The 22,630-nt window shown below is 61.8% G+C and carries 20 protein-coding genes and 2 tRNA genes; all 22 read left to right on the top strand.

Annotated features, from left to right (window positions below; genetic code table 11):
- Nucleotides 1-5: 5 nt before the first annotated feature.
- The 22 genes from rbfA (at nucleotide 6) to ffh (ending at nucleotide 22,573) form a co-directional block, all read left to right on the top strand.
- Nucleotides 6-416, top strand: coding sequence for a 30S ribosome-binding factor RbfA (gene rbfA / locus ACTQ40_RS04565; RefSeq protein WP_441563445.1), 411 nt, complete (start codon nucleotides 6-8; stop codon nucleotides 414-416).
- Complete coding sequence (locus tag ACTQ40_RS04560) at nucleotides 409-1,452, top strand: DHH family phosphoesterase (protein WP_427719632.1); 1,044 nt, start codon at nucleotides 409-411, stop codon at nucleotides 1,450-1,452. Before rbfA ends, ACTQ40_RS04560 begins: the two co-directional genes overlap by 8 nt.
- A gap of 15 nt (nucleotides 1,453-1,467) precedes the next feature.
- Nucleotides 1,468-2,400, top strand: coding sequence for a tRNA pseudouridine(55) synthase TruB (gene truB / locus ACTQ40_RS04555; protein WP_441563444.1), 933 nt, complete (start codon nucleotides 1,468-1,470; stop codon nucleotides 2,398-2,400).
- A gap of 2 nt (nucleotides 2,401-2,402) precedes the next feature.
- Nucleotides 2,403-3,404 carry a riboflavin biosynthesis protein RibF gene (gene ribF, locus ACTQ40_RS04550; RefSeq protein ID WP_441563443.1) on the top strand — a complete coding sequence of 334 codons (1,002 nt, stop codon included), beginning with the start codon at nucleotides 2,403-2,405 and terminating at the stop codon, nucleotides 3,402-3,404.
- A complete protein-coding gene (dnaG, locus tag ACTQ40_RS04545; RefSeq protein ID WP_441563442.1) occupies nucleotides 3,397-5,505 on the top strand; it encodes a DNA primase in 2,109 nt (702 codons plus the stop codon). The genes ribF and dnaG overlap by 8 nt, the downstream gene beginning before the upstream one ends.
- A 110-nt stretch (nucleotides 5,506-5,615) precedes the next feature.
- Nucleotides 5,616-6,959, top strand: coding sequence for an RNA polymerase sigma factor RpoD (gene rpoD / locus ACTQ40_RS04540; RefSeq protein WP_370450567.1), 1,344 nt, complete (start codon nucleotides 5,616-5,618; stop codon nucleotides 6,957-6,959).
- A 346-nt stretch (nucleotides 6,960-7,305) separates the two neighbouring features.
- Nucleotides 7,306-7,380, top strand: a tRNA-Asn gene (locus ACTQ40_RS04535).
- Between the two features lie 33 nt (nucleotides 7,381-7,413).
- Nucleotides 7,414-7,488, top strand: a tRNA-Asn gene (locus ACTQ40_RS04530).
- A gap of 161 nt (nucleotides 7,489-7,649) precedes the next feature.
- On the top strand, nucleotides 7,650-8,039 hold the full coding sequence (locus tag ACTQ40_RS04525) for an Asp23/Gls24 family envelope stress response protein (protein ID WP_187361832.1): 390 nt from the start codon (nucleotides 7,650-7,652) through the stop codon (nucleotides 8,037-8,039).
- Nucleotides 8,040-8,066: 27 nt separating this feature from the next.
- Nucleotides 8,067-9,728 (top strand): DAK2 domain-containing protein, encoded by a 1,662-nt coding sequence (locus ACTQ40_RS04520; protein WP_427794677.1) that lies wholly within the window; start codon nucleotides 8,067-8,069, stop codon nucleotides 9,726-9,728.
- 10 nt (nucleotides 9,729-9,738) lie between these two features.
- Entirely contained in the window at nucleotides 9,739-11,916 is a 2,178-nt protein-coding gene (gene recG / locus ACTQ40_RS04515) for an ATP-dependent DNA helicase RecG (protein ID WP_441563441.1), read from the top strand.
- Entirely contained in the window at nucleotides 11,913-12,557 is a 645-nt protein-coding gene (rsmD, locus tag ACTQ40_RS04510) for a 16S rRNA (guanine(966)-N(2))-methyltransferase RsmD (RefSeq protein WP_154515437.1), read from the top strand. Before recG ends, rsmD begins: the two co-directional genes overlap by 4 nt.
- Nucleotides 12,550-13,047, top strand: coding sequence for a pantetheine-phosphate adenylyltransferase (gene coaD / locus ACTQ40_RS04505; RefSeq protein WP_154515440.1), 498 nt, complete (start codon nucleotides 12,550-12,552; stop codon nucleotides 13,045-13,047). Before rsmD ends, coaD begins: the two co-directional genes overlap by 8 nt.
- A gap of 68 nt (nucleotides 13,048-13,115) precedes the next feature.
- The gene (locus ACTQ40_RS04500; protein WP_154515443.1) at nucleotides 13,116-13,613 is read left to right on the top strand and encodes an ATPase; all 498 of its coding nucleotides are present in this window, start codon (nucleotides 13,116-13,118) and stop codon (nucleotides 13,611-13,613) included.
- A complete protein-coding gene (locus ACTQ40_RS04495) occupies nucleotides 13,613-14,167 on the top strand; it encodes a YceD family protein (protein WP_441538337.1) in 555 nt (184 codons plus the stop codon). Before ACTQ40_RS04500 ends, ACTQ40_RS04495 begins: the two co-directional genes overlap by 1 nt.
- 64 nt (nucleotides 14,168-14,231) lie before the next feature.
- Nucleotides 14,232-14,411: a 50S ribosomal protein L32 gene (rpmF, locus tag ACTQ40_RS04490; RefSeq protein ID WP_022094017.1), complete on the top strand. Its 180-nt coding sequence runs from the start codon at nucleotides 14,232-14,234 to the stop codon at nucleotides 14,409-14,411.
- 88 nt (nucleotides 14,412-14,499) lie between these two features.
- Complete coding sequence (gene plsX, locus ACTQ40_RS04485) at nucleotides 14,500-15,516, top strand: phosphate acyltransferase PlsX (protein ID WP_154515449.1); 1,017 nt, start codon at nucleotides 14,500-14,502, stop codon at nucleotides 15,514-15,516.
- A gap of 117 nt (nucleotides 15,517-15,633) precedes the next feature.
- Nucleotides 15,634-15,876 (top strand): acyl carrier protein, encoded by a 243-nt coding sequence (locus tag ACTQ40_RS04480; RefSeq protein ID WP_154515452.1) that lies wholly within the window; start codon nucleotides 15,634-15,636, stop codon nucleotides 15,874-15,876.
- A 3-nt stretch (nucleotides 15,877-15,879) separates the two neighbouring features.
- Nucleotides 15,880-16,605 carry a ribonuclease III gene (rnc, locus tag ACTQ40_RS04475; protein WP_154515455.1) on the top strand — a complete coding sequence of 242 codons (726 nt, stop codon included), beginning with the start codon at nucleotides 15,880-15,882 and terminating at the stop codon, nucleotides 16,603-16,605.
- A gap of 10 nt (nucleotides 16,606-16,615) precedes the next feature.
- A complete protein-coding gene (smc, locus tag ACTQ40_RS04470; protein WP_441563440.1) occupies nucleotides 16,616-20,152 on the top strand; it encodes a chromosome segregation protein SMC in 3,537 nt (1,178 codons plus the stop codon).
- The gene (ftsY, locus tag ACTQ40_RS04465; RefSeq protein ID WP_441563439.1) at nucleotides 20,152-21,069 is read left to right on the top strand and encodes a signal recognition particle-docking protein FtsY; all 918 of its coding nucleotides are present in this window, start codon (nucleotides 20,152-20,154) and stop codon (nucleotides 21,067-21,069) included. The genes smc and ftsY overlap by 1 nt, the downstream gene beginning before the upstream one ends.
- A 10-nt stretch (nucleotides 21,070-21,079) precedes the next feature.
- Nucleotides 21,080-22,573: a signal recognition particle protein gene (ffh, locus tag ACTQ40_RS04460; RefSeq protein ID WP_441041149.1), complete on the top strand. Its 1,494-nt coding sequence runs from the start codon at nucleotides 21,080-21,082 to the stop codon at nucleotides 22,571-22,573.
- Nucleotides 22,574-22,630: the final 57 nt, after the last annotated feature.

The following is a 22,630-nucleotide window of genomic DNA, read 5'->3' as shown; positions in this document are numbered from 1 at the left end:
GCGCTATGAAGCAAACGCAGGCAACCCGCCGTCTGGGCGAGCAGCTTCGCGAGAAGCTCGGTTATATCCTTCTCTTTGAGGTTTCCGATCCGCGTCTCGACCTGGTCACCCTGACCGCGGTCGAGGTCGCGGTGGACCGTTCGTTCGCGCGCGTGTACGTGTCGTGCGATGCGAGCCGCTACGATGAGGTCATGGAGGCGCTCGCCAGCGCCAAGGGCCGCATTCGCAGCCTGTTGGCTCGCTCGCTCGACTGGCGCGTCACGCCCGAGCTCGATTTTCGCATCGATCGCTCGACCGATGAGGCCGAGCGCATTACGCGTGCGCTGGAGAATGTCCCGGCCACGCTGGCGATCGAAAAGGACGAGGACGGCTATCCCATAACGGATGCCGCCCAGGAGGCAGCTTTAGATGACTAATTCCGCCGACCTCGTCTCGTGCGAGTCTGCAGATATTAAACGACGCATCCTCGAGCTTATCGAGGGTGCGTCCTCCATTGCGATCTCGGGTCATACCTCTCCCGACGGCGATGCCTTGGGCTCCGTGTTGGGCCTGGGCCTCTCGCTCATGAAGGCGTTCCCCGACAAGGACATCGCGCTGCTGCTCGCAGACGACGATCCCGTTCCGCGTATTTACCGCTTTATGGAAGGCGCCGATCGTCTGGTGCCGGCTTCGAGCTTTACGGGCGATCCCGACCTGTTTATCTCGGTGGATGTGCCGGTTGTCGAGCGTCTGAACAACTCGGCCGACGTGCTCCGCCGCTCCAAACATGTGGTGTGCTTTGACCACCATCCGGCGCGCGAGGAGTTTGCCGAGGTAAGCCTGAGGCGTGTCGATGCTGCGGCGTGCGCCATGATCATCGACCGCTTTCTGGATGATTGCGGCATTGTCGTTCGCGATCGCATCGCCACCTGTCTGCTCTGTGGCCTGGTTACCGATACCGGTCGTTTTCAGTATCAGAATGCCGATGCCGCTGCGTTCCATGCGGCTTCGCGCCTGGTGGCGCACGGTGCCGACCCGGCGCGTGTCGCGCTCGAGGTCTATCAGAGCATGCGCGTCGAGTTCTTGCACCTCAAGTCCATCGTCATGGGCCGCATCAAGACGGTCGCGCACGGGCGCGTGGCGTATAGCTACGCGTACGAAAGCGACCTTAAGGAATGTGGCGTCACCTCGGATGAGTGCGACGGCTTGGTCGATGTGGTGCGCTCGGTGATGGGTGTCGAGGTCTGCCTGTTCCTTAAGGGCATCGAGGGCGATACCAAGGTGCGCGGAAACCTGCGCTCCAAGGGCGACATGGATGTCTCCGAGATTGCGGCCAACTTTGGCGGAGGCGGACATCACGCTGCTGCCGGCTTTACCAATAACGGAACGATTTTCGAGACGCTCACCGCGGCACTTCCCATGCTGGCCGAGCTGGTGGGGGAGGATCCCGCTTCGGTGACCGTCGAGCTTTAACTTTTTGGATGGTACATGGCTCGTCGTACGCCTTCTCAATTGAATATGCTGCTCGCCGTCGATAAACCGGTGGGCTGCACGTCCCACGATGTGGTTTCGCGGTGCCGGCGCGCCCTCCATGAGCGGCGCGTCGGTCATGCCGGCACGCTCGACCCCATGGCGTCGGGTGTCATGGTGGTGGGCGTGGGCCAGGCTACGCGTCTGCTGGGCATGCTTACCTTGGATACCAAAAGTTACGTCGCCGATATCTCGTTTGGCGCCGAGACCAATACCGACGATGCGGAAGGTGAGGCCGTCCGTACTGTTGCCATTGCACCCGAGCTGCGCGATCCGGCCTATGCCCGTGAGCGCTTGAGCGCCATGCTGGGCCCTCAGATGCGGGTCCCGCCGGCGTTTTCGGCTATTTCGGTCAACGGCGTGCGCGCCTATAAGTCTGCACGTGAGGGCAATGCCGTTGAGTTGCCTGCGCGCCCGGTCGAGGTATATTCTGCCGACCTGATCGCCGTGAGTGGCGAGGGCGATTCCTGCATTTGGACCGTTGCCTTCTCGGTGAGCAAGGGCACCTATATCCGTGCGCTCGCTCGCGACCTGGGTCGTGCCTGCGATAGTGCCGCGCATATTTCCGCGCTGCGCCGTACCGCTTCCGGCATTGTCTCCATCGGTGCCTGCCATGCGGTCGAGGAACTTTCTGCCGAGTCCGCTGCCGGCTTTGCCTTGGACCCCATTGCGGCCCTCGGCGCCACGCGTGTCGACTTGCCGGGCAATCTTGCGGAAGATCTGCTGTGCGGTCGTCGTATTCCTATTGATCGCGCGCTCGCCGGCTTCGATGCGTCGAAGGCACCGTTTGCGCTGGTGCTCGATGGCGGGCTCAAGGCTTTGGCTCGTATCGAGGATGGTCGCTTTGTGATGGAGCACGTCTTTCCGCAGGCGATCGGCGGTGTTCGATGATGATGGACCCTCGCGAGCTCGCGCGCACATTTTTTGTGGGCGCGGCGGCGGAGGCCCGCATCGTTTTGGCTGATGCTTTTGGTGACTGCGAGTCTATGGGTGCCGCCTCGATTGCCATCGGCGTGTTCGATGGCGTGCATAGGGGACATCGTGAGCTGATCGACGCGGTCATTCGCGATGCGCGCGTCCACGGCTGCAAAGCGGTAGTCGTAACGTTTGACCCTGATCCAGATGTTGTGGTGAGCCCTGTGCCCGCTCAAAAATTGATGACGACGGCCGACCGCCTGCATGCCCTGGCTCAGACTGGGGTCGATGCCGTGGTGGCTGTTCCCTTTACGCCTGCGGTAGCGTCGCTCGACCACGTGGGCTTTCTTGAGCTGTTGGCGCATGCTGTCGACATTCGCTCCATTCGCGTTGGCAGCGATTTTAGGCTGGGCCGCGGCGGCGCCTCGGGCGTTGCCGAGATGCAGGCATGGGGCGCTGAGCGCGGTGTTGACGTGTATGGGCACAATTTGCTGTGCGAAGGCGGCGAGGCTATCTGCGCCACCCGCATTCGACGTGAGCTGAGCTTGGGCCACGTTGAGCTGGCGGCCGATCTACTCGGCCGTCCCTATATGGTGCGCGGTGGCGTGATTCGCGGTCGCCACGAGGGCTCCGATATGGGATTTCCTACGGCAAACCTGCTGGTGCCAAACGGAATTCAGCTGCCTGCCGATGGCGTCTACGAGGGCCTTGTGCTGGTCGACGATACCGTGTGGCCCGCTGCCGTCAACGTGGGCCTGCCGCCGACGTATGCCGACGATGCCGCCTCGGCGCATCTCGAGGCCAACTTGATCGGGTATGCGGGCGACCTGTATGGACGTTCGGTTTCGTTGGCGTTTACGCGTTGGCTGCGTCCTTCGCGCGTGTTTGATTCGCTGGACGAGCTTATCGCGACCGTCGAGGGTAATATTGACGACATCCGTCATAACTTGGGTGAGCAGGGGGTGGGCATCCGTGATTAGCGATGAGGAGAAAGACCAGGTGCGCGCTGCGTCCGACCTGGTTGCCATTGTGCAGGAAACGGTTGAGCTCAAGTCCCGCGGCCATGAGTTTTGGGGTTGCTGCCCCTTCCATGGCGAAAAGACCCCATCGTTTCACATTATCCCCGCTACGCAGGTGTGGCACTGCTTTGGCTGTGGCGAGGGCGGCGACGTCTTCACCTACATCATGAAGCGCGAGAACCTGAGCTTTCCCGAGTCGATTCGTTACCTGGCCGATCGTGCCGGCATTGAGCTGCACGATACCGGCGCGCAGCGCGATCGCGGCACCAAGCGCGCCCGCATCTATGACCTGTGCGCCGAGACGGCCCAGTTCTATCACACCATGCTCATGCGCGGTAAGGACAGCCGTCCGCGCGAGTACTTTGCCAGCCGCGGTATGGGTGGCGACGTCTGCCGTCGCTACTGCCTGGGCTTTGCGCCGGGTCGCAATATGTTGGTGGCCCATCTGTCGCAGAAGGGCTTTACCCCGCAGGAGATGATCGACGCCAACGTGGCCGTGAGCCGCGGGCGCGGACAGCTTGCCGATCGTTTTTACGACCGTGTGATGTTTCCCATCTTTGACGAACAGGGTCATAACATCGCCTTTGGCGGTCGTATTATGGGCGACGGCCAACCCAAGTACCTCAACACCGCCGAGACGAGCGTGTTTCATAAAAAGAGAAACCTCTACGGCTTTAACTGGGCCAAGGAGTTTATCGTCGCGCAGGATACCGCCATCGTGGTGGAGGGATATACCGACTGCATCGCCTGCTGGGAGGCGGGGATCAAAAACGTCGTCGCCACGCTGGGCACGGCGCTGACGGAACATCACGTAAAGACGCTCACCCGTTTTGCCAAGCGCATTGTGTATATGTTCGATGGTGACGCCGCCGGTCAAAAGGCCGCGCGCCGCGCGATTCAGTTTATCGAGCAGGACTCGATGGACCTGCGTTGCGTGGTGCTTCCCGACGGCAACGACCCCATGGAGTTCATCTCCGCGCATGGTGGCGAGGCACTGCAGGCGCGTATCGACGCCGCCGAGCCCCTCATGGACTTTGTGTACCGCTCACTGCAGGAGTCGAGCGACATTACCACGCCGGGCGGTCGCGCCAAGGCGCTCGAGGATGCGCTGACGCTCATCTATCCGCTGCGCGATAGCTACATGATCGATACGTACTTTATCCAGATAGCCGACCTTCTGGGCCTGGATTTGGAGACGGTACGCTCGAGCTCGGGCCGTGTGTTTCGCGATGTCGCCAAACGCGAGGACGCCGAGCGTCGTCGCGAGCAGAACTACGAGCGCCAGCGGGCACAGGCCGAGCGCGCAGGAGGCGCGGGCGGTCGGGTGTCCGGTCCGCAGGGGGCATCTCGCGGCGCCTGGGCGTCGGGGACGACGCCGCCGGTATCCGCACCGGTCGAGGAGGAACCGTACGACTATGTGCCGCTCGAGGCCTACGGGGCCGCGCCGGTCGAGGTCGTCGACGATATGCCGCCGATCGATGTGCCTGCTGGCATGGACGCGGCGCCCGCGGGGTCTGCTTCGACCGCTTCCGTTCCGGCGACGCCGATCGTGCTGACCGATCTGGAGCGGAAGTCTCTGGCGGGGGAGCGCGAGCTGTTGACGATGCTCACCAGCTACCCCGACCTATTCCGCACGTACGCCGATCGCATCTGCTCGATCGAGTGGGTAGATCCCCGTCACGAGTCCATCGCGTGGGCCGTGCTCGCGACGCCGCCGGGCACCGATCCCGCGGCGTGCATGGACGCCGCGCGCGCGGTGTGTCCCGAGGCGGCTTCGCTTGTCAGCGCCGGGCGCATCTCGGCGACGAGCAAGCACCCCACCGAGACGAACATCGTCTTTATGCTCGATACGCTTGAGCTTTACACCATCAAGCGCCGTATGCGGGCTGCCCAGGCCAAGCTGCGCCAGGACCGGTCGCTCGACGATGACGCGCGCCGTGCATTGACCATGCAGGCCGCGCAGGATTCTTTGCGCCAGCGCGAGCTCCAGAAGTCGATTGGCGGCGTGGCCGATCCGTTCCGGTTGATTGGTTTGGAGGCCGCGGGTCCCGATCAGGCCTAGATGTTGTGGTCAATCGGCATGTTATCTGCTATATCCAGTCTGAATTTTGGGTATAGACGTGTAAGTGTGTGCTAAAGTAATGTGTCCTGTGGACTACGAAGGGAGAATCTGTGCCAAATAAGACTGAGAGCACGGGTACTGGGCTGGAATCCTACGTTGCTAAGCTCATGGGCAACGGCTCAAACAGGACTTCGGTAACCGAGGACGAGATCCAGGTCGTCCTGAAGGATATCGATGTTTCTGACGAGCAGCTCAACGCGGTCTATTCCGCGCTGCGCAACAGCGGCATCCAGATTATCTCCGCGAGCGGAAACGACGACGCCCCCATGGACGTCGACGATGACGATAACGATACCGACGATTTCGATGACGACGAGGAGCACGATTCCGGCTCGCTCGACGATCATGAGCTTAAGATGGCCCGTCAGGCCGATGCCGAGATGGGTTCTTGCAAGAGCAAAAAGAAGCGCACCGTCCGCACGTCCCGTTCGCGTTCTCGCGTGCGTGGCATCGATGCCTCCACGGTGATGCTGACCGGTGACCCGGTTCGTATGTACCTTAAGGAGATCGGCAAGGTCGACCTGCTGACTGCCTCTGAAGAGGTCGATCTGGCCATGAAGATCGAGGCCGGTCTCGAGGCCACCGAGAAGCTCGAGGCCGCCGAGGCGGGCGAGATCGAGCTCACTCGCGCCGAGATGCGTCGTCTGACTCGTATCGAGAACGTGGGCCTCGAGGCCAAGCAGGCGCTCATCAGCGCCAACCTCCGTCTGGTCGTCTCCATCGCCAAGCGCTACGTCGGTCGCGGCATGCTGTTCCTGGATCTGATCCAGGAGGGCAACCTCGGTCTGATTCGCGCCGTCGAGAAGTTCGACTACCAGAAGGGCTTCAAGTTCTCCACGTACGCCACGTGGTGGATCCGTCAGGCCATCACGCGCGCTATCGCCGACCAGGCCCGTACCATCCGTATTCCCGTGCACATGGTCGAGACCATCAACAAGCTTGTCCGCGTGCAGCGCCAGCTCCTCCAGGATCTGGGTCGCGACCCGACCCCCGAGGAGATCGGTGCCGAGATGGACATGAGTGCCGACCGCGTCCGCGAGATTCAGAAGATCTCGCAGGAGCCCGTGTCGCTCGAGACTCCTATCGGCGAGGAAGAGGATTCCCAGCTGGGCGACTTTATCGAGGACTCCCAGGCCATCGTTCCGCCCGATGCCGCCAGTTTCTCCATGCTGCAGGAGCAGCTCACCCAGGTGCTCGACTCACTTGCCGATCGTGAGCGCAAGGTTATTGAGCTGCGCTTTGGACTTGTCGACGGACATCCCCGCACGCTCGAGGAAGTCGGCCGCGAGTTTGGTGTCACGCGCGAGCGCATCCGCCAGATCGAGTCCAAGACCCTGGCCAAGCTCCGCCACCCCAGCCGCTCCAGCAAGCTCAAAGACTACATTGAGTCTTAACCTCGCAAGCAAGAGGCGCCCTCAAGCACATCCGCTTGAGGGCGCTTTCATGTAACAAGGGCCGGCAGTTAGGGCACGGGTAGTCTTTTTGGGACGGGGCTTTTTTAGCTGCCCTATCTCAATGAGCGGCTCAAGCTTTAAAGGCCCCAGATTGGGTAGCTAAAAAAGCCCCGTCCCAAAAAGACTACCCTGGGCGTCTGGTTGATTAGTCGTTGGGGACGTTCTTGAATGACTAGTCGTTTAAGAACGTCCCCAATGACTGGGTCGGAAAATTTCTCAAAAAAGTTCTTGCCCTGAGCTGATTCGTCCGTATAATAAACTTCGTTGCTTGAGAGCATGCACCTATTCCTCGGTAGCTCAATGGTAGAGCACGCGGCTGTTAACCGCGCTGTTGTAGGTTCGAGTCCTACCCGGGGAGCCAGAATTTCTCAGCCCAATCTGCTGGGCTTTAAATTCCTCGGTAGCTCAATGGTAGAGCACGCGGCTGTTAACCGCGCTGTTGTAGGTTCGAGTCCTACCCGGGGAGCCAGATTGTAAAACCCGTCGCTTTTGCGGCGGGTTTTTTCATGCCGCGATTGCTTAACGCAAACGTTGCCATATCAACATTTCGTGTCGAGGATGTAATCCCGCGACCCACCACCTCAACATGGCGCGGTCGTTGTAGAATATTGCAATGATTGCTCCCACGACATGGTGCCGCGAGCACCAGATAAGGAGATTCTTGTGTCTGAGACCATTAACGGCAGCCTGAGCGTCTCGAACGACGTTATTGCCGATATTGCCGGTTATGCCGCGATGACGTGCTATGGCGTCGTCGGTATGGCCGAGCAGCTCCAAGGCGCCGAGAGCGTGCGCCTGCTTGCCGGTCAGCGCCTCCGCAAGGGCGTGCTTGTCTCCGCCGACGAGAACGGCCTTACGGTCGACCTTCACGTCGTGCTCGAGAACGGCGTCAACATGAAGTCCGTCTGCCACAATCTTTCGAGCTCCGTTGCTTTCACCCTGCAGGAGATCGCCCAGATCGATCCCGCCAGCCTTAAGATCGGCATTCACATCGACGCGCTCAAGAGCCGTCTGAACTAGCATCCGAAAACGGAGATTCAAATACTCATGATTGTAAAGACCATTCGCACCTGTTTTCCGATCGCTGCGGCTGCCGTTTCCGACAAGGCCGAGGAGATCAATAAACTCAACGTCTTTCCCGTGCCCGACGGCGACACCGGCACCAACATGTCGCTCACGCTCGCCTCGGTGACCAAGGAGCTTTCCGCCCTTCCCGCCGATGCCGATATGGAGGCCATCGCCGGCGCCATCACCCACGGCTCCCTCATGGGCGCCCGCGGCAACTCCGGCGTTATCACCTCGCAGATCCTGCGCGGCGTGGCCGAGGGGCTCGTCTCTGTCGATGAGCCCATCACGTCTGCCGACATCGCGCATGCTTTCCGTCGCGCCGTCAAGGTCGCCTTCCAGGCCGTCCGCAAGCCCATCGAGGGCACGATTCTTACGGTCCTGCGCGACGTCTCGACCAAGGCCGACGAGTGCGAGAAGAAGAAGTTCTCGGCCGAGGACGCGCTCGACGCCATCGTCGTCGAGGCCTACCAGTCTGTGGCTCGCACGCCCGACCTGCTGCCCGTTCTGAAGGAGAACGGCGTGGTCGACTCCGGCGCCTTTGGCTTCGCCATCTTCCTGGAAAACTTCGTTGCCGCTGCTCTGGGCCGCAGCACCGTTGTCGAGGATTTCTCCACCACGTTTGATTCCGCTGGCTCTGCCCGCGATGCGGCCCTCGGTCGCGTCGAGATCGAGGCCAACGACGACTGGGAGGGCTCGGAGTTCCGCTACTGCAACGAGTTCCTCTTTAAGGCCGACGCCCCGTTTGACGAGGACGAGTGCCTTAAGTTCCTGGGTTCCATGGGCGACTGCGAGCTGCTCGTGGGCGCCTACCCCGACTACAAGATCCACGTGCACTCCAACACCCCCAACCTGGTGCTCGAGCACATGCTGCAGCTTGGCCAGATCTACGAGGTCTTTATCCACAACATGGAGATGGAGGCCCACGACCGTACCGCTAAGATCCACGAGGACCAGCAAAAGGCCGCCGAGCCCGCCAAGGCCCTGGGTTTTGTCGCCGTTGCCGCCGGTTCCGGTGAGGCCGACATCCTCAAGTCCCTCGGCGTCGACGTGGTCGTTTCGGGTGGCCAGACCATGAACCCCTCGACCGCCGACCTGCTGGGCGCGGTGGACCAGGTCAACGCGACTTCGGTCATCATCCTGCCCAATAACGGCAATATCCGTATGGCTGCCGAGGCTGCCGCTTCTGCCTGCACCGACAAAAAGGTCGCCGTGGTTCCCACCAAGACCGTTCCGCAGGCGTTCTCCGCTCTGTTCGCGGTGCTGCCCGATTCCGAGCTCGAGGACGCCGTCGCCGCCATGGTCGATGCCATCAGCGAGGTTCGCGATGGCGAGGTCACCCGTGCCGTGCGCGATTCCAGCGCCTCTGACGGCTCGCCGATTCACTCCGGTGACGTCATGGGTATCATTGCCGGCTCCATCGACGTGGTCGGCTCCGATGTGAAGCAGGTCACGCTCGACTGCATCAACCGCATGCAGGAGGAAGAGGAGGGCGACGCGCTGACGATTCTGGCCGGCGAGGAGCTGTCCGATGAGGCCTTCCAGGAGATCGTCGACGCCATCGAGGAGGCTCAGCCCGACCTGGAGATTGACGCCCATCGTGGCGAGCAGCCGCTCTATCCCGTGATCTTCTCGATCGAGTAGGCATCTGCCCATGTCCGAGCTGTGCTCCGTGCCGCGCGTCTCGGAGCGCTTTGCCCAGAGCAATGCGCTCGACGAGGATATCGCGCGACTCAAATATGTTTCGGGTAAACGTGAGGAGGCCCTTCGCCGTCTGGGAATTAGGACGGTGGGGGACCTCCTTCTCCATATCCCTCATCGATATCTGGACTTTACACGCTCCTGGTCCATCGAGATGGCGCCTATCGGTACGGTGTGCACGATCGTCGCCACGGTCGATCGTATCGTTCAAAAGCAGCCCCGCCCGCGTATGCAGGTTACCGAGGTCTCGCTTGTGGACGAGACGGGCGTGCTGCAAGTCGCTTTTTTCCGCCAGCCCTGGATTGCCCAGCAGCTCAAGCAGGGCGACCGCCTGGCCGTGATGGGTAAGGTCGAATTTGCCTACGGCTTTAAGCAGATGGCCTCGCCGCATTTCGAAAAGCTCGAGGACGAGCGTGCCGCGGGCACCATCCTTCCGGTTCACTATGTGAGCGACGGTGTGAGCCAGGCTTGGATGCGCCGTATCGTGAGCGGCGCGCTCGAGATTGTCGGCAATCCCTTCGACCCGATTCCCGCGCCCCTGCGCGCCAAGCGCCGCCTTATGAGCAGCGCCCGTGCGCTGCGTTCGATTCACTTTCCCTCGAGTATGGCCGAGCGCGATATCGCGCGCGCACGGCTTGCCTATGAGGAATGCCTCTATCTTCAGCTGGCGCTTCGTCTGCGCAACGACGGCGGTATGGTCGAGGTGGTTCCCTACACCCATACCGCGGGTGGTCATTTGACGGCGCTTAGGCGGGCCCTGCCGTTTTCGCTGAGCGACGAGCAGGAGGCCGCGTTCCAAGACATCCTGCATGACATGTGCGATGGCGACCACGTGATGAACCGCTTGCTGCTGGGCGATGTCGGTACCGGCAAGACCGCCGTCGCCGCCTGCGCGCTGGCAGTCGCGGCCGATTCGGGTACCCAGTCCTGCGTCATGGCACCCACGGGCGTGCTGGCGCGTCAATATGCCGATAAGACCGGTCCTTTGCTCTCGCAGGCCGGTATGTCCTGGGCGCTCCTGACGGGTGCTACCCCGGCCGCCGAGCGCGAGCGCATCCATGCACAGCTGCAGTCTGGTGAGCTCGATGTGCTCTTTGGTACCCATGCGGTCCTTTCGGATAACGTAACGTTTAAACATCTTTCACTCGTCGTTATCGACGAGCAGCATCGGTTTGGCGTGGGGCAGCGCAATGCCCTGCGTGCCAAAGGCCCAGGTGCGGACTTGCTCGTTATGACGGCCACGCCTATTCCGCGCACACTGGCGCTTTCGGTCTATGGCGACCTGGACACGTCCATCATTCGTCATCGCCCCGTTCCCGGGGCCGGCGTCTCGACGCGCGTGCTCACCGAGTCGAGCCGCGACCTGGCCTACGGTGCCATTCGCGAGGCGCATGCTCAAGGACAGCAGGCTTACGTTATCTGCCCGCTTGTGGAGCCGAGTGACTCCGCGGACGATTTGGAAGACGTTCCCGGCATTGCTCGCGACGATGAAGGTCGCGTGACGGTGCCCGTGCCGTTGCACGACACCGCGACCGAGCTCGACCGCCTGCGTCTGGCATTGCCGGGGCTTTCCGTCGAGCGTCTTCACGGCCGCATGCCGGCGGGGGAGAAGGACCGCGTGATCGACGCCTTTAAGCGCGGCGAGATCGACGTGCTCGTCTCGACTACGGTGGTCGAGGTGGGCGTCGACGTGCCCAACGCCACCGTCATGGTTATCGAGAACGGCGAGCGCTTTGGCTTGGCGGCCCTGCATCAGCTTAGAGGCCGCGTGGGCCGCGGCAGCGTGTCGGGCACGTGCCTGGTCATGACGCATTCCAAGGGCAATGGCGGTGTGTCTGCTGCGCAAGACCGCCTGCGGGCGCTCGAAAAGACCTCTGACGGTTTTGCACTTGCGCAGATGGACCTGCGTTTGCGCCACGAGGGCGAAATCTTGGGTTATCGCCAACATGGCGGTGTGACCCTGCGTTTTGTGGACCTGGACGCCGACGAGGATCTTATCGAATGGGCCCATTTGGACGCGGTCGAGCTCTTGCGGTATGCTTGCAACCTTGACTCCGTGGCGACGCGTCCCTTGCGCGATGCGGTCGCCACGCGTTATCGACATATCTTCAAGGAGGTCAGCGGAGGATGAGAATCATCGGCGGTGAATGGCGCGGCCGCAAGATCGAAGAGCCGCGTGGGCGCGATGTCACCCGTCCCACGACCGACCGCGTGCGCGAGGCATGTGCGTCCATGGTCATGTCGGCATTCGATTTCGATCTGGACGAGGTTCGCGTGCTGGATGCCTTTGGCGGCTCCGGTGCCCTGGGAATCGAGATGCTCTCGCGCGGCGCTCGCTCGCTCATCACGTTCGAGATCGATCGCAATGCCGCCCGACTGATCACTAAGAATATCGAGTCGCTATGTCGCGACCGCTCGCGTTGGCGCGTCGTTACCGGCGATGTGTTGGCGAGCGCCTCGCGCGGCCGTGTTCCGGGCGGCCCCTTTGATCTGGTCCTGCTCGATCCACCCTATGCCTTTGGCGCCGAGCCGGTCGAGGAGCTGCTGCGCAATCTTGCCCAGCAGGGCTTGCTGGCACCAGGGGCCTTTGCCCTGTTTGAGCATGCCGCAAGCGATGCGGGCGCTCATCCGGCTGGTTTTGAGACCGTGCGAGAGAAACGCTACGGCATTACCTCGGTTGACTTGCTGCGCTGGGTGGCCGCGGACGAGTGCGACCATGCTAATGACAGCGATATTGACGAGGACGTGCCTTTGGAGGATACCCATGAATGACACTATCAACCGCGTGATCGTTCCGGGTACGTTTGACCCCATCACGTTTGGTCACATCGATGTAATCCGCCGCGCCCGCCGCATTTTTCCCAGCGTGATTGTCGCCGTGGCGGAGTCGCAGGGCAAAAACGGCGTGGGCACCACCTTTATGCTCGATGAGCGCGTGGCGTTGGCCCGCGAGGCCCTGGGCGATATTGACGGTGTCGAGGTACTGCCCTTTACCGGCCTGTTGGTCGATTTTGCCCGTGAGCAGGGTGCGGGTGCTGTGGTCAAGGGCCTGCGCGCCATGACCGACTTTGAGTACGAGCTGCAGCAGGCGGACCTCAACTATCGCCTGGACAACGAGCTTGAGTCCATTTTTGTCATGAGTGCGCCGCAGTACGGCTATATCTCGAGCTCGGTGGTTCGTCAGATCGCATCGCTCGGAAGCGATGTGTCGACGTTTGTGCCGCCCAATGTGGTCGAAGCGCTTAAACATCGCTTTTCGTGACGTTTCATATTGCCTGATGGCATGTGGTAAACTAACACGATGACATGTTACCTATGAAAGGAGACCGGATGCCGGGCGAGAATTTTCCTGGCGACAGGATCGTGAGCCTTGTCGAGGAGCTCGAGGGGCTCATCGAAGAGGCTAAGACGCCGTTCGGCAAGAATGCCCAGATGAAGGTTATCGATGCCGACGTCTTCTTTAACATCCTTGACGAGATCCGTATGAGCTATCCCGAGGAGTGGCAGAAGTCCCGTCGCATCCTCAAGGAGCGCGACGAGCTTATGGCTTCCGCCGCCGCTCAGGCCGATTCCATCATTGCCGATGCTCAGCAGCAGGCACTCACCATCGCCGGTGAGCAGGAGATCGTCCGTTTGGCGCAGCAGCAGGCCGACGATATCCGTGATCGTGCCCAGCAGTACGAGCGCGAGACGCGCTATGCGGCCGAGGATTATGCCGAGCAGGTCTTTACGCACCTCGAGGAGAACCTCAAGAGCCTGACCGGCACCGTTACCCGTTGCCGTCAGCAGCTCAACGAGGGCGCCGCCCAGCAGAACGGTCAGTGGTAATGGCTGAGTTCCCGAGCGTTACCGTCGATCTTTCCGAGCAGCTCGAGTTTCCCGGAGACTCGTATCCGCTGACCGGCAAGGTCGATGTCGCCACCTACATGGTGGGCGAGAAAGAGTACCAGCTGCAGGACGGCATTACTTACGACGTGGTTTTTACCAATGCGGGCACCGGTGTTCTGCTCTCCGGCATGGTTCGAGCGCACGTCACCGGCGAATGCGACCGCTGCCTTGAGCTCGCCTCGTTTGATATCGCCGGCGAGATCGAGGAGTTCTACCTCTTTGAGGAGCCCGAGGATCCCGAGGCCTACGAGGACGGTTACGAGCTTTTGGGCGAGGACCGCATTGTCGATCTGGGGGAGCCCATTAACGACGCCGTTGTCATGGACACGCCGTTTGTGGTGCTCTGCAAGCCCGATTGCCGCGGCCTGTGCCCCACCTGCGGCATCAATCTCAACGTCGAGCAATGCGATTGCGCCGCCCAGGCCGAGGCCGAATGGGCCGCTGCCACGGAAAATCCATTTGCAGCATTGAAGAATCTCAATCTTGATGAGTAAAAATGTGGTAGTATCGCTACTTGCGCGTAATCGCCACACTGGATAGTTCATAAGGAAGGTCACTATGCCCGTACCTAAACAAAAGCAGGGTCGTATCCGTACCCATACCCGTCGTTCCGCCAACATGAAGATCTCGGCTGCGGCTCAGTCCACGTGCCCCCGTTGCGGCGCTGTCAAGCTCCCGCACCACGTGTGCCCCAGCTGCGGTTTCTACAAGGACCGCGAGGTTATCGTTACCGAGTAACTGTATACTCTGGATACGATGCCGTTCCAACTGGAACCATAATGGCCGGCTCAATGAGTCGGCCATTTTTGTATAAGGAGCACTTGAAATGAGTAACGTTCGCGTTTGTGTAGACGTTGTGGGCGGAGACGAGAAGCCCCAAGTTGTCCTCGACGGTATTGAGGCCGCACTTGCCGCCGATCCCGATATCGAGGTCATCGCTGTTGGCCCCGCCGATATCGTCAACCCCTTTGCCGCGGCGCACGCGCGCGTGGAGGCTCTGGAGGCCCCCGATGTCATCGCCATGGACGACGATCCCATCCGCGCCGTGATGACCAAGCGTAAGTCTTCGATCGTGCTTGCCTGCCGTGCTATTAAGAAGGGCAACGCGGACGCGTTTTTCTCCGCGGGGTCGACCGGCGCCATGACGGCTGCCGCCACCGCCTACGTGACGCCGTTTAGATATTTGGTAGAGGGTAAGAAGCAGCCGGTGCGCCCATGCCTCACCAATGCGCTGCCCAACCGCGCCGGTGGCCTTACGGTACTGTGCGACATGGGGGCCAACCCCGATGTCGAGGTCGACGACATGGTCCGCTTTGCCCAGATGGGTGCAGCCTATGCCCGCGTGGTCCTGGGCATCGAACATCCGCGTGTGGGCCTGCTTGGCAACGGCACCGAGGACGAGAAGGGTTCTAACTTTACCAAGGCGTGCTTCCCGGCTATGAAAGCCGCGGTCCCCGGTTTTGTGGGCAACTGCGAGGGCACCGATCTTACGTCGGGCAATTTTGACGTTGTGGTCGCCGACGGCATGTCGGGCAATATTGCGCTCAAGGCAACCGAGGGTGCTGCCAAGTTTTTGCTGCAAGAGCTCAAGGGCGCCTTTATGTCTTCGCTCGGTACCAAGATCGCCGCGCTGCTCATCAAAAAGCAGATGCGCCAGATGAAAGCCAAGCTCTCGGGCGATGCCAAGGGCGGCGCGATCCTGCTGGGCCTTCGCGGCGTCGTTTTGATTGGCCATGGCGCCACGTCGGCCGAAGCCGTTAAGAACGGTACGCTCGCCGCGGCTCAGGCCGTTCGAGCCGGGCTTATCGAAAGCATTGCCAATTCCATGGAAGGTATCGTTTAGCAAGAGCTCCGTTACGTGGCTCAAGCTATGCATCGTGGGGTAGAATCGGAGCCGTGCTGCAATGCGGCTTCCGCCCGCGCGACACATTGTATTCCACGACTTATGAGAGGATGCGCTATGGATCGCTCCGAAATCTTTGACAAGATCGCCGAGGTCGCTGCCGACGTGCTGGGCGTCGACGTTGCCGAGATCAGTGATGAGACGACTTTTGACGACCTCGATGCCAATTCGCTCGAGCGCCTGCAGCTGGTGACGGCCATCGAGGACGAGTTTGACCTCGAGATCGATGACGAGACCCTGTTGTCGCTCACCTCCGTTGCCGACGCCGTCGACGCTATCGAAAACGCCAGGGAGGCCTAGGTCTTGGCTTTATCTCAACGACTCACGCGCGCTCAGGAAATCCTGGGCCATGAGTTTAATAACAAGGTGCTGCTACGCGCGGCGCTCACCCACCCCTCGGCAGTAGAGGGGCAGCCGGTCTCTGCCAGCTATGAGCGGCTTGAGTTTTTGGGTGACTCCATTCTGGGCGCCGTGGTTGCCCGTTCGCTCTTTGAGTCTTATCCCGAGTTCGATGAAGGCAAGCTCACGCGTCTGAAGGTATCGCTTGTTTCGGGTGCCACGCTGTCCGAGGTTTCGCACGAGCTGGGCATCGACGACATCATCATCTTTGGCGCCTCCGAGACCGGTACCGGCGCGCGCGGCCTTAACTCGGCGCTCGAGAACGTCTATGAATCGCTCGTGGGTGCGTTGTACCTCGATGCCGGCTGGGATGCGGCGGCGGAGTTCATCCACCGCACGCTTAAGCCCCATTTGGCCTCCGAGCGTGCCGAGCACCCCGCGAACCCCAAGTCGTTCTTGCAGGAGTGCGTGCAGGCAGACGGTCACGAGCCCCCGGCATACAAGCTGGTAGGCTCCGAGGGCCCGGCACATGCGCCCACCTTCACCGCCGTGGTGCTTGTCGACGGTATCCGTCAGGGCCGCGGCACCGGCGCCTCTAAGAAAGAGGCCGAGGGAGCCGCTGCACTCGAGGCGCTCGACCGCATGGGTTACACCACCAACGGTGTGATTCTCAACAAGAAGCCCGTTTAAGCGAGGAACCGTGTATCTCAAGTCCCTTACGCTCAAAGGGTTCAAGTCGTTTGCCGACCGCGCCCATATGACGTTTGAGCCGGGCCTGACCGTCATCGTCGGTCCTAACGGCTCGGGAAAATCGAATATCTCCGATTCGATTCTGTGGGTACTGGGTGAGCAGAGCGCCAAGCAGCTGCGCGGCCAGGCCATGGAGGACGTCATCTTCTCGGGCTCGTCGGCGCGCAAGCCGGTGGGCGTCGCCGAGGTCACGCTGGTGCTCGATAACTCGGACCATGTGCTGCCTGTCGACTTTGATGAGGTTGCCATCACCCGCCGCATGTATCGTTCGGGCGAGAGCGAATACCTCATCAACTCGAGTCCGTGCCGCCTGATGGATATCCAGGACATTTTGCACGATTCGGGCTTGGGTAAGGATACGCATTCCATTATCAGCCAGGGCAAGCTCGATGCCATTTTGCAGAGCCGTCCCGAAGAGCGCCGCGTCCTTATCGAGGAGGCTGCCGGCATTTCCAAGCACAAGCGCCGCAAGGAGCGTGCGCTCAAAAAGATTAAGTCGATGGACGAGCACCTTACTCGTGCCCGCGACATCAATAAGGAGATTGCCCGTCAGCTGCGACCGTTGGAGCGTCAGGTCGATCGCGCGCGCAAGTACAAAGAGCTGTCCTCGCGCGCGAACGAGCTTACGCAGATGCTGGCCGTTGACGAGCTTCGTTCGCTGCAGTCGCAGTGGAACGATCTGGAGAGCCGTTCCAAAGAGGGTGCCGCCGAGCTGGAGCTTGCGCAGTACCGCTTGGGCGAAAAGGAGCGCGAGCTCGAGAAGCTCCAGGTGATGCTCGAGGAAAAGGGCCTGTTTGTGGGTGACTTGGGCGAACAGCGCCGTCATATGCAAGATGTGGTCGGCCGTATTAATTCCGATATGCGCCTGCTCGAGGAAAAGGGCCACAATATGGTGTCGCGCCTGTCCGATATGCGCGGCCAGATTTCGAGTTCCGAGCATCAGCGTCGTCGCGTGGTCGAGGAGCTCGAGGATGCACGTGCCCAGCTTGAGGAAGTGACCGGTGCGCACATCCAGGCCCAGGACGACGTTGACGCCGCCGGCCCTGCCGCCGCCGAGCTCCACGAGCGCCGTGTTGCGCTCGACAATCAGATTTCGCAGCTTACGCGCGAGCAACGCGATGTGCAGCGCGTGGCCGACAAGGCTGCGCTCGAGCTTGCCAAGGTGAAAGACTCGCTGAGCAATGCCGAGGTCGAGGACAACATGTATGCCTCGCGCCTGGAGCAGATTGACGAGCAGCTCGAGGAGGTCACGGCCTCGCTCGAGAGTCGTCGCGACCGTGCCGAGGAGCTCGACGGCGCGCTCGATCAGGCTCGCCAAGCCCAGGCCGATGCGCGCCAGGCCACCGAGGTCGCCCGTGCGGCGTTGAAGGACTTGCGCGCCCGTGAGAGCGAGTCGCGCAACAAGCTGTCCGAGGTGCGCTCTGAGCTTGCGAGCCAAAAGAAGCTCGATGCCCGTATGGCCGATAGCTCGCCGTTGGTGAGCCGTCTGGTAGGGGCATTGGGCGATGACGTAACGGGCCGCCTGGGCGACGTGCTCGAGGCGCCGCGTGAGCTTGAGGGCCTGGTCGAGCAGCTGCTTGCCGGCGATATCGATGCCCTGTTGTTTGATGACGCCGCCACGCTTGAGCGTGCCGGTCGTGCGGCTTTGGACCAAAAGAAGGCCTCGGGCGAGGCACTGCTGGTGGCGCGTGGTGTGAGCGGCTCTGCTGCTGCCGAGGGCGCTGCCGGTTCGCGTCTGGTTGATCGCCTGTCCGTGCGTGCCGGTTATGGCCCGATTGTCGAGGCGCTGCTCGGCGGCTATTACGTGGTCGATGACTTGGCTTGTGCGCTGGCGGCGCCAGTCGTTGACGGTGTGACCTATGTGACGCCCGATGGCGCTCGCGTGAGCTTTGGTGGCCTGGTGCGCGTGGGGCTCGATGCCGGCGAGGCCTCGGGTGCCCTGGAGCGGAAGCGCCGCATTCGCGAGCTCGAAGGCCTGGAGCCCGATTTGGCTGCCGTTTTTGAGCATGTGTCGAACCAGGTTATCGAGGCCAATGCGGCCGTCGAGGAGGCGCGTGTCGCCGAGGGTGATGCCGCCGGCGAGATCGCCCGTCTTGAGGGCGAGCGCCGCTCGCTGCTCTCCGAGATTGGCCGCCTGGAGCAAAGCGCCAACAACGCCGAGGTCGAGCGTGCGCGCATCTCCAGGCGCCGCGAGCAGGCGGCCGAGGCCGTGAACGCCGCGCGCCCGCGCGTTGACGAGCTCACCCGTTCGCGCGACGAGGCCCGTGCGCAGGCAAGCGACCTGGGTCTCCAGATTGCCGAAGCCAACGACGAACTCGATCGCGTGCGCCGTGACGATTCCGAGGCAGCCGGTAAGCTCGCCGATGCCAAGGTGCGCCTGGCCCAGACGAGCGAGCGCCTGCGTTCGCTGAAGGGCCGCGTGCCCGATCTGGAGCATCGCCTGGAGGGCATTGACCGCCGTATCCGCGGAACACGTCAGGCTTCGCGCTCGCTCGAGCTGCTGCGCCTGCGTGTCGATCCCATGCACGAGCGCTATTCGGCCCTGCTGGAGCGTGCATCTGATTGGGCTGCGCGCCTGCGTGACCAGGCCTCACTCGAGGAGGCAGACTCGGCTTCGCTCAAGAAAACCATCGAGGATGCCAAGGCCGAGGTCTCCCGCGCCAAGGAGCGGGTCGATGCCGCCACGGCGACACAAAACGAGTTCAAGGTCGCGCGCGGCAAGCTCGAGGTGCAGGTAGAGGCGGCCATCAAGGCCATTACCGCCGATGGCACCACCGTACTTGAGGAAGCGCTCATGCTTCCTGCTCCCACCGATCGCGACGCCGCCGAGCGCGAGCTCAACCAGCTCGTGCGCCAGATCAACAACCTGGGCCCTGTGAACCAGGTTGCCATGGAGGAATACGAGCAGCTCAAGCGCCGCGCCGATTACATCGAGGAGCAGCTGGCCGATCTGGAGAGCGCGCGCAAGGCGCTCACCAAGATTACCGTGGCCATCGACCGCAAGATGCGTAAAGCCTTCCTGGTGACCTTCGAAAAGGTCGATGCGAACTTCCGCGAGATCTTCGCTATGCTGTTCCCGGGTGGCCAGGCGCATCTGGAGATGACCGACCCTGAGCATCCGGCCGAGACGGGCATCGAGGTCGTGGCGCAGCCGCGCGGCAAGCGCATCACCAAGATGATGCTCATGTCGGGCGGCGAGAAGAGCCTGACGGCGCTCGCCCTGCTCTTTGCCGTGTATCGCACGCGTACGGTGCCGTTCTATGTGCTGGACGAGGTCGAGGCGGCGCTCGATGACGCCAACCTGTCCAAGCTCATCGGCGCGCTCGACGTGCTGCGTTCCGATACGCAGCTCTTGGTTATCTCGCATCAGCGCCGTACTATGGAGGACGCTGACGTCCTCTACGGCGTCTCGATGCAAGCTGACGGCGTCAGTCGCGTCGTCTCGCAAAAACTCGATCGCGAAACCGGAAAGGTCGTGAATGCATAATGGGATTCTTCGATGCTCTCTCGCGCGGACTTGAGCGCAGCCGCGAGGCCCTCAACGAGGTCTTTTACTTTGGCGGCGAGGTCGACGAGGATTTTTGGGAGGACCTAGAGGACACCCTCGTCATGGGTGACATGGGTGCCGAGGTCGCCATCCAGGTCTCCGACGACCTGCGCGATGCCGCGGCCAAGAAGAACCTCAAGACCGCCCCGCAGCTTCGCCGCGCCCTGGCCGAGCAGCTCGAGCAGCATTTTGTACCCGTCGAGCGCGATCCGTTCGCCGACACGCCGAGCTGCGTGCTGTTTGTGGGCATCAACGGTGCCGGCAAGACCACTACGGTCGGCAAGATCGCGAGCGCCATGGCCGCCCGCGGCAAGAACGTCGTGATCGGCTCGGCCGATACCTTCCGCGCTGCCGCCATCGAACAGCTCGATGTGTGGGGCCAGCGAGCCGGCGTCCCCGTCATAAAGCGCGACCGTGGCTCAGACCCGGCAAGCGTTTGCTACGACGTGCTCGACGAGGCCGATAAGCGCGGCAGCGACCTGGTGCTCATCGACACCGCCGGTCGTCTGCACACGAGCCCTGAGCTCATGCGCGAGCTTGCCAAGGTGGTCAACGTGACGCGTAAGCGCGCCGCCAATATGGCCGCCGGCCCCATGCCCGTCTCGGTCGTCCTCGTGATCGATGCCGCGACGGGCCAAAACGGCCTGAACCAGGCGCTCGAGTTTAATGAGGCGCTGGGTCTGGACGGTATTATCATGACTAAGCTCGACGGCACGGCAAAGGGCGGTATCGCCATGGCCGTGGCCGAGAAGCTCAAGCTCCCGATCCTGCACGTGGGCGTGGGCGAGCAGGTCGATGACCTGCAGGAGTTTAATGCCAAAGATTTCTGCCGCGCCCTGGTGGGCGAGTCCAACTAAGGAGTGACCAGTGTTTGATTCTCTGAGCGATCGCCTCAACGACACATTTGACCGCCTGCGCGGCAAGGGCAAGCTGACCGAGGCCGATATCACCTCGGCCATGCGCGACATTCGCATGGCGCTGCTCGAGGCCGACGTCAACTTTAAGGTCGTCAAGGAGTTTGTCGCCAAGACCAAGGAGCGCTGCATGACCGCCGAGGTCATGGAATCGCTGACGCCGGCGCAAAACGTCGTCAAGATCGTGCTCGACGAGCTCACCGAGATGCTCGGCTCCACCGAGAGCAAGCTCGTCTTTAGCAACCGCATTCCCAACGTCATTATGCTCGTGGGCCTGCAGGGCTCCGGTAAGACCACGGCGGCTGTAAAGCTGGCATACCTGCTCAAGAAGCAGGGCCGCTCGCCGCTGCTCGCCGCGTGCGACGTCTACCGTCCCGCCGCTGCCGACCAGCTGGCCACGCTTGGTGGAGAGATCGGCGTGCCGGTCTTCCGCGGTGACGGCGAGCACCCGGTCGATATTGCCAAGGGCGCCATCCAGGAGGCCGTCGACCACCTGCGCGATGTGGTCATCGTCGATACCGCCGGTCGTCTGCAGATCGACGAGCAGATGATGCAGGAGGCCGTGGACATCAAGAAGGCCGTCAAGCCCGATCAGGTGCTGATGGTCGTCGATGCCATGACCGGCCAGGATATCGTCAACGTTGTCTCGACCTTCGCCGAGCGCACCGACTTTGACGGCGTGATCATCTCCAAGCTCGACGGCGATGCCCGTGGCGGCGGCGCGCTTTCGGTGCGCCAGGTGACCGGCAAGCCCATCAAGTTCGTGAGCATGGGCGAGAAGCCCGATTCGCTGGAGCCGTTCTATCCCGATCGCATGGCCAAGCGCATCTTGGGCATGGGCGATGTCGTCGGCATTATCGAGAAAGCCCAGGAGGCAGCCGATGCCGAGCAGCTCGAGGCTGCCGAACGCATGCTGCGCGAGGGCTTTACCATGAACGACATGCTCGACCAGATGAAGGCCGTCAAGAAGATGGGTGGTATGAAGGGCATTCTGGGCATGCTTCCCGGCGGCCAGCGCGCGCTCAATCAGATGGGCGGCAACCTGGATGAGGGCATCTTCGACAAGAACGAGGCCATCATCATGTCGATGACCAAGGAGGAGCGCCTGCGTCCTTCCATCATCAACGGCCAGCGTCGCGCCCGCATCGCCAAGGGTGCCGGCGTGACCCCCACCGAGGTCAATAGCCTTATGAAGCAGTGGGGCGAGATGAACAAGATGATGGGCCGCATGCGCTCGATGGCCAACCAGGCGCAAGCCGGCGGCAAGAAGGGCAAGAAGGGTAAAAAAGGCAAAAAGATGCGCATGCCCAATATTCCCGGTCTGGATGCCATGGGCCTGGGCAGCATGGGCGGCCTGGGTGGCCTGGGTGGCATGGGAACAGGTGGTCCCAAGTCCGATATGGACCTGCTGCGCCAGATGGAAGCGCAGATGCGTAATAAAAAGTAACGACTGGTTGAGTCGAGTATGGCGAAGGCCGCCTGGATGGTACTCCAGGCGGCCTTC

Origin of the sequence: Collinsella sp. Sow4_D11, from assembly GCF_052116465.1 — a bacterium.
Classification (GTDB): Bacteria; Actinomycetota; Coriobacteriia; order Coriobacteriales; family Coriobacteriaceae; genus Collinsella.
Note: the sequence above shows the minus strand (reverse complement) of the source record. Positions and strands in the feature narration are given on the sequence as shown.

What these genes read in the sequence shown, in the direction of transcription:
- rbfA (WP_441563445.1), top strand. Translation starts at nt 6, where the DNA reads ATGAAGCAAACGCAGGCAACCCGCCGTCTGGGCGAGCAGCTTCGCGAG.
- ACTQ40_RS04560 (WP_427719632.1), top strand. Translation starts at nt 409, where the DNA reads ATGACTAATTCCGCCGACCTCGTCTCGTGCGAGTCTGCAGATATTAAA.
- truB (WP_441563444.1), top strand. Translation starts at nt 1,468, where the DNA reads ATGGCTCGTCGTACGCCTTCTCAATTGAATATGCTGCTCGCCGTCGAT.
- ribF (WP_441563443.1), top strand. Translation starts at nt 2,403, where the DNA reads ATGGACCCTCGCGAGCTCGCGCGCACATTTTTTGTGGGCGCGGCGGCG.
- ACTQ40_RS04525 (WP_187361832.1), top strand. Translation starts at nt 7,650, where the DNA reads ATGGTGCCGCGAGCACCAGATAAGGAGATTCTTGTGTCTGAGACCATT.
- ACTQ40_RS04520 (WP_427794677.1), top strand. Translation starts at nt 8,067, where the DNA reads ATGATTGTAAAGACCATTCGCACCTGTTTTCCGATCGCTGCGGCTGCC.
- recG (WP_441563441.1), top strand. Translation starts at nt 9,739, where the DNA reads ATGTCCGAGCTGTGCTCCGTGCCGCGCGTCTCGGAGCGCTTTGCCCAG.
- rsmD (WP_154515437.1), top strand. Translation starts at nt 11,913, where the DNA reads ATGAGAATCATCGGCGGTGAATGGCGCGGCCGCAAGATCGAAGAGCCG.
- coaD (WP_154515440.1), top strand. Translation starts at nt 12,550, where the DNA reads ATGAATGACACTATCAACCGCGTGATCGTTCCGGGTACGTTTGACCCC.
- ACTQ40_RS04500 (WP_154515443.1), top strand. Translation starts at nt 13,116, where the DNA reads ATGCCGGGCGAGAATTTTCCTGGCGACAGGATCGTGAGCCTTGTCGAG.
- ACTQ40_RS04495 (WP_441538337.1), top strand. Translation starts at nt 13,613, where the DNA reads ATGGCTGAGTTCCCGAGCGTTACCGTCGATCTTTCCGAGCAGCTCGAG.
- rpmF (WP_022094017.1), top strand. Translation starts at nt 14,232, where the DNA reads ATGCCCGTACCTAAACAAAAGCAGGGTCGTATCCGTACCCATACCCGT.
- plsX (WP_154515449.1), top strand. Translation starts at nt 14,500, where the DNA reads ATGAGTAACGTTCGCGTTTGTGTAGACGTTGTGGGCGGAGACGAGAAG.
- ACTQ40_RS04480 (WP_154515452.1), top strand. Translation starts at nt 15,634, where the DNA reads ATGGATCGCTCCGAAATCTTTGACAAGATCGCCGAGGTCGCTGCCGAC.
- ftsY (WP_441563439.1), top strand. Translation starts at nt 20,152, where the DNA reads ATGGGATTCTTCGATGCTCTCTCGCGCGGACTTGAGCGCAGCCGCGAG.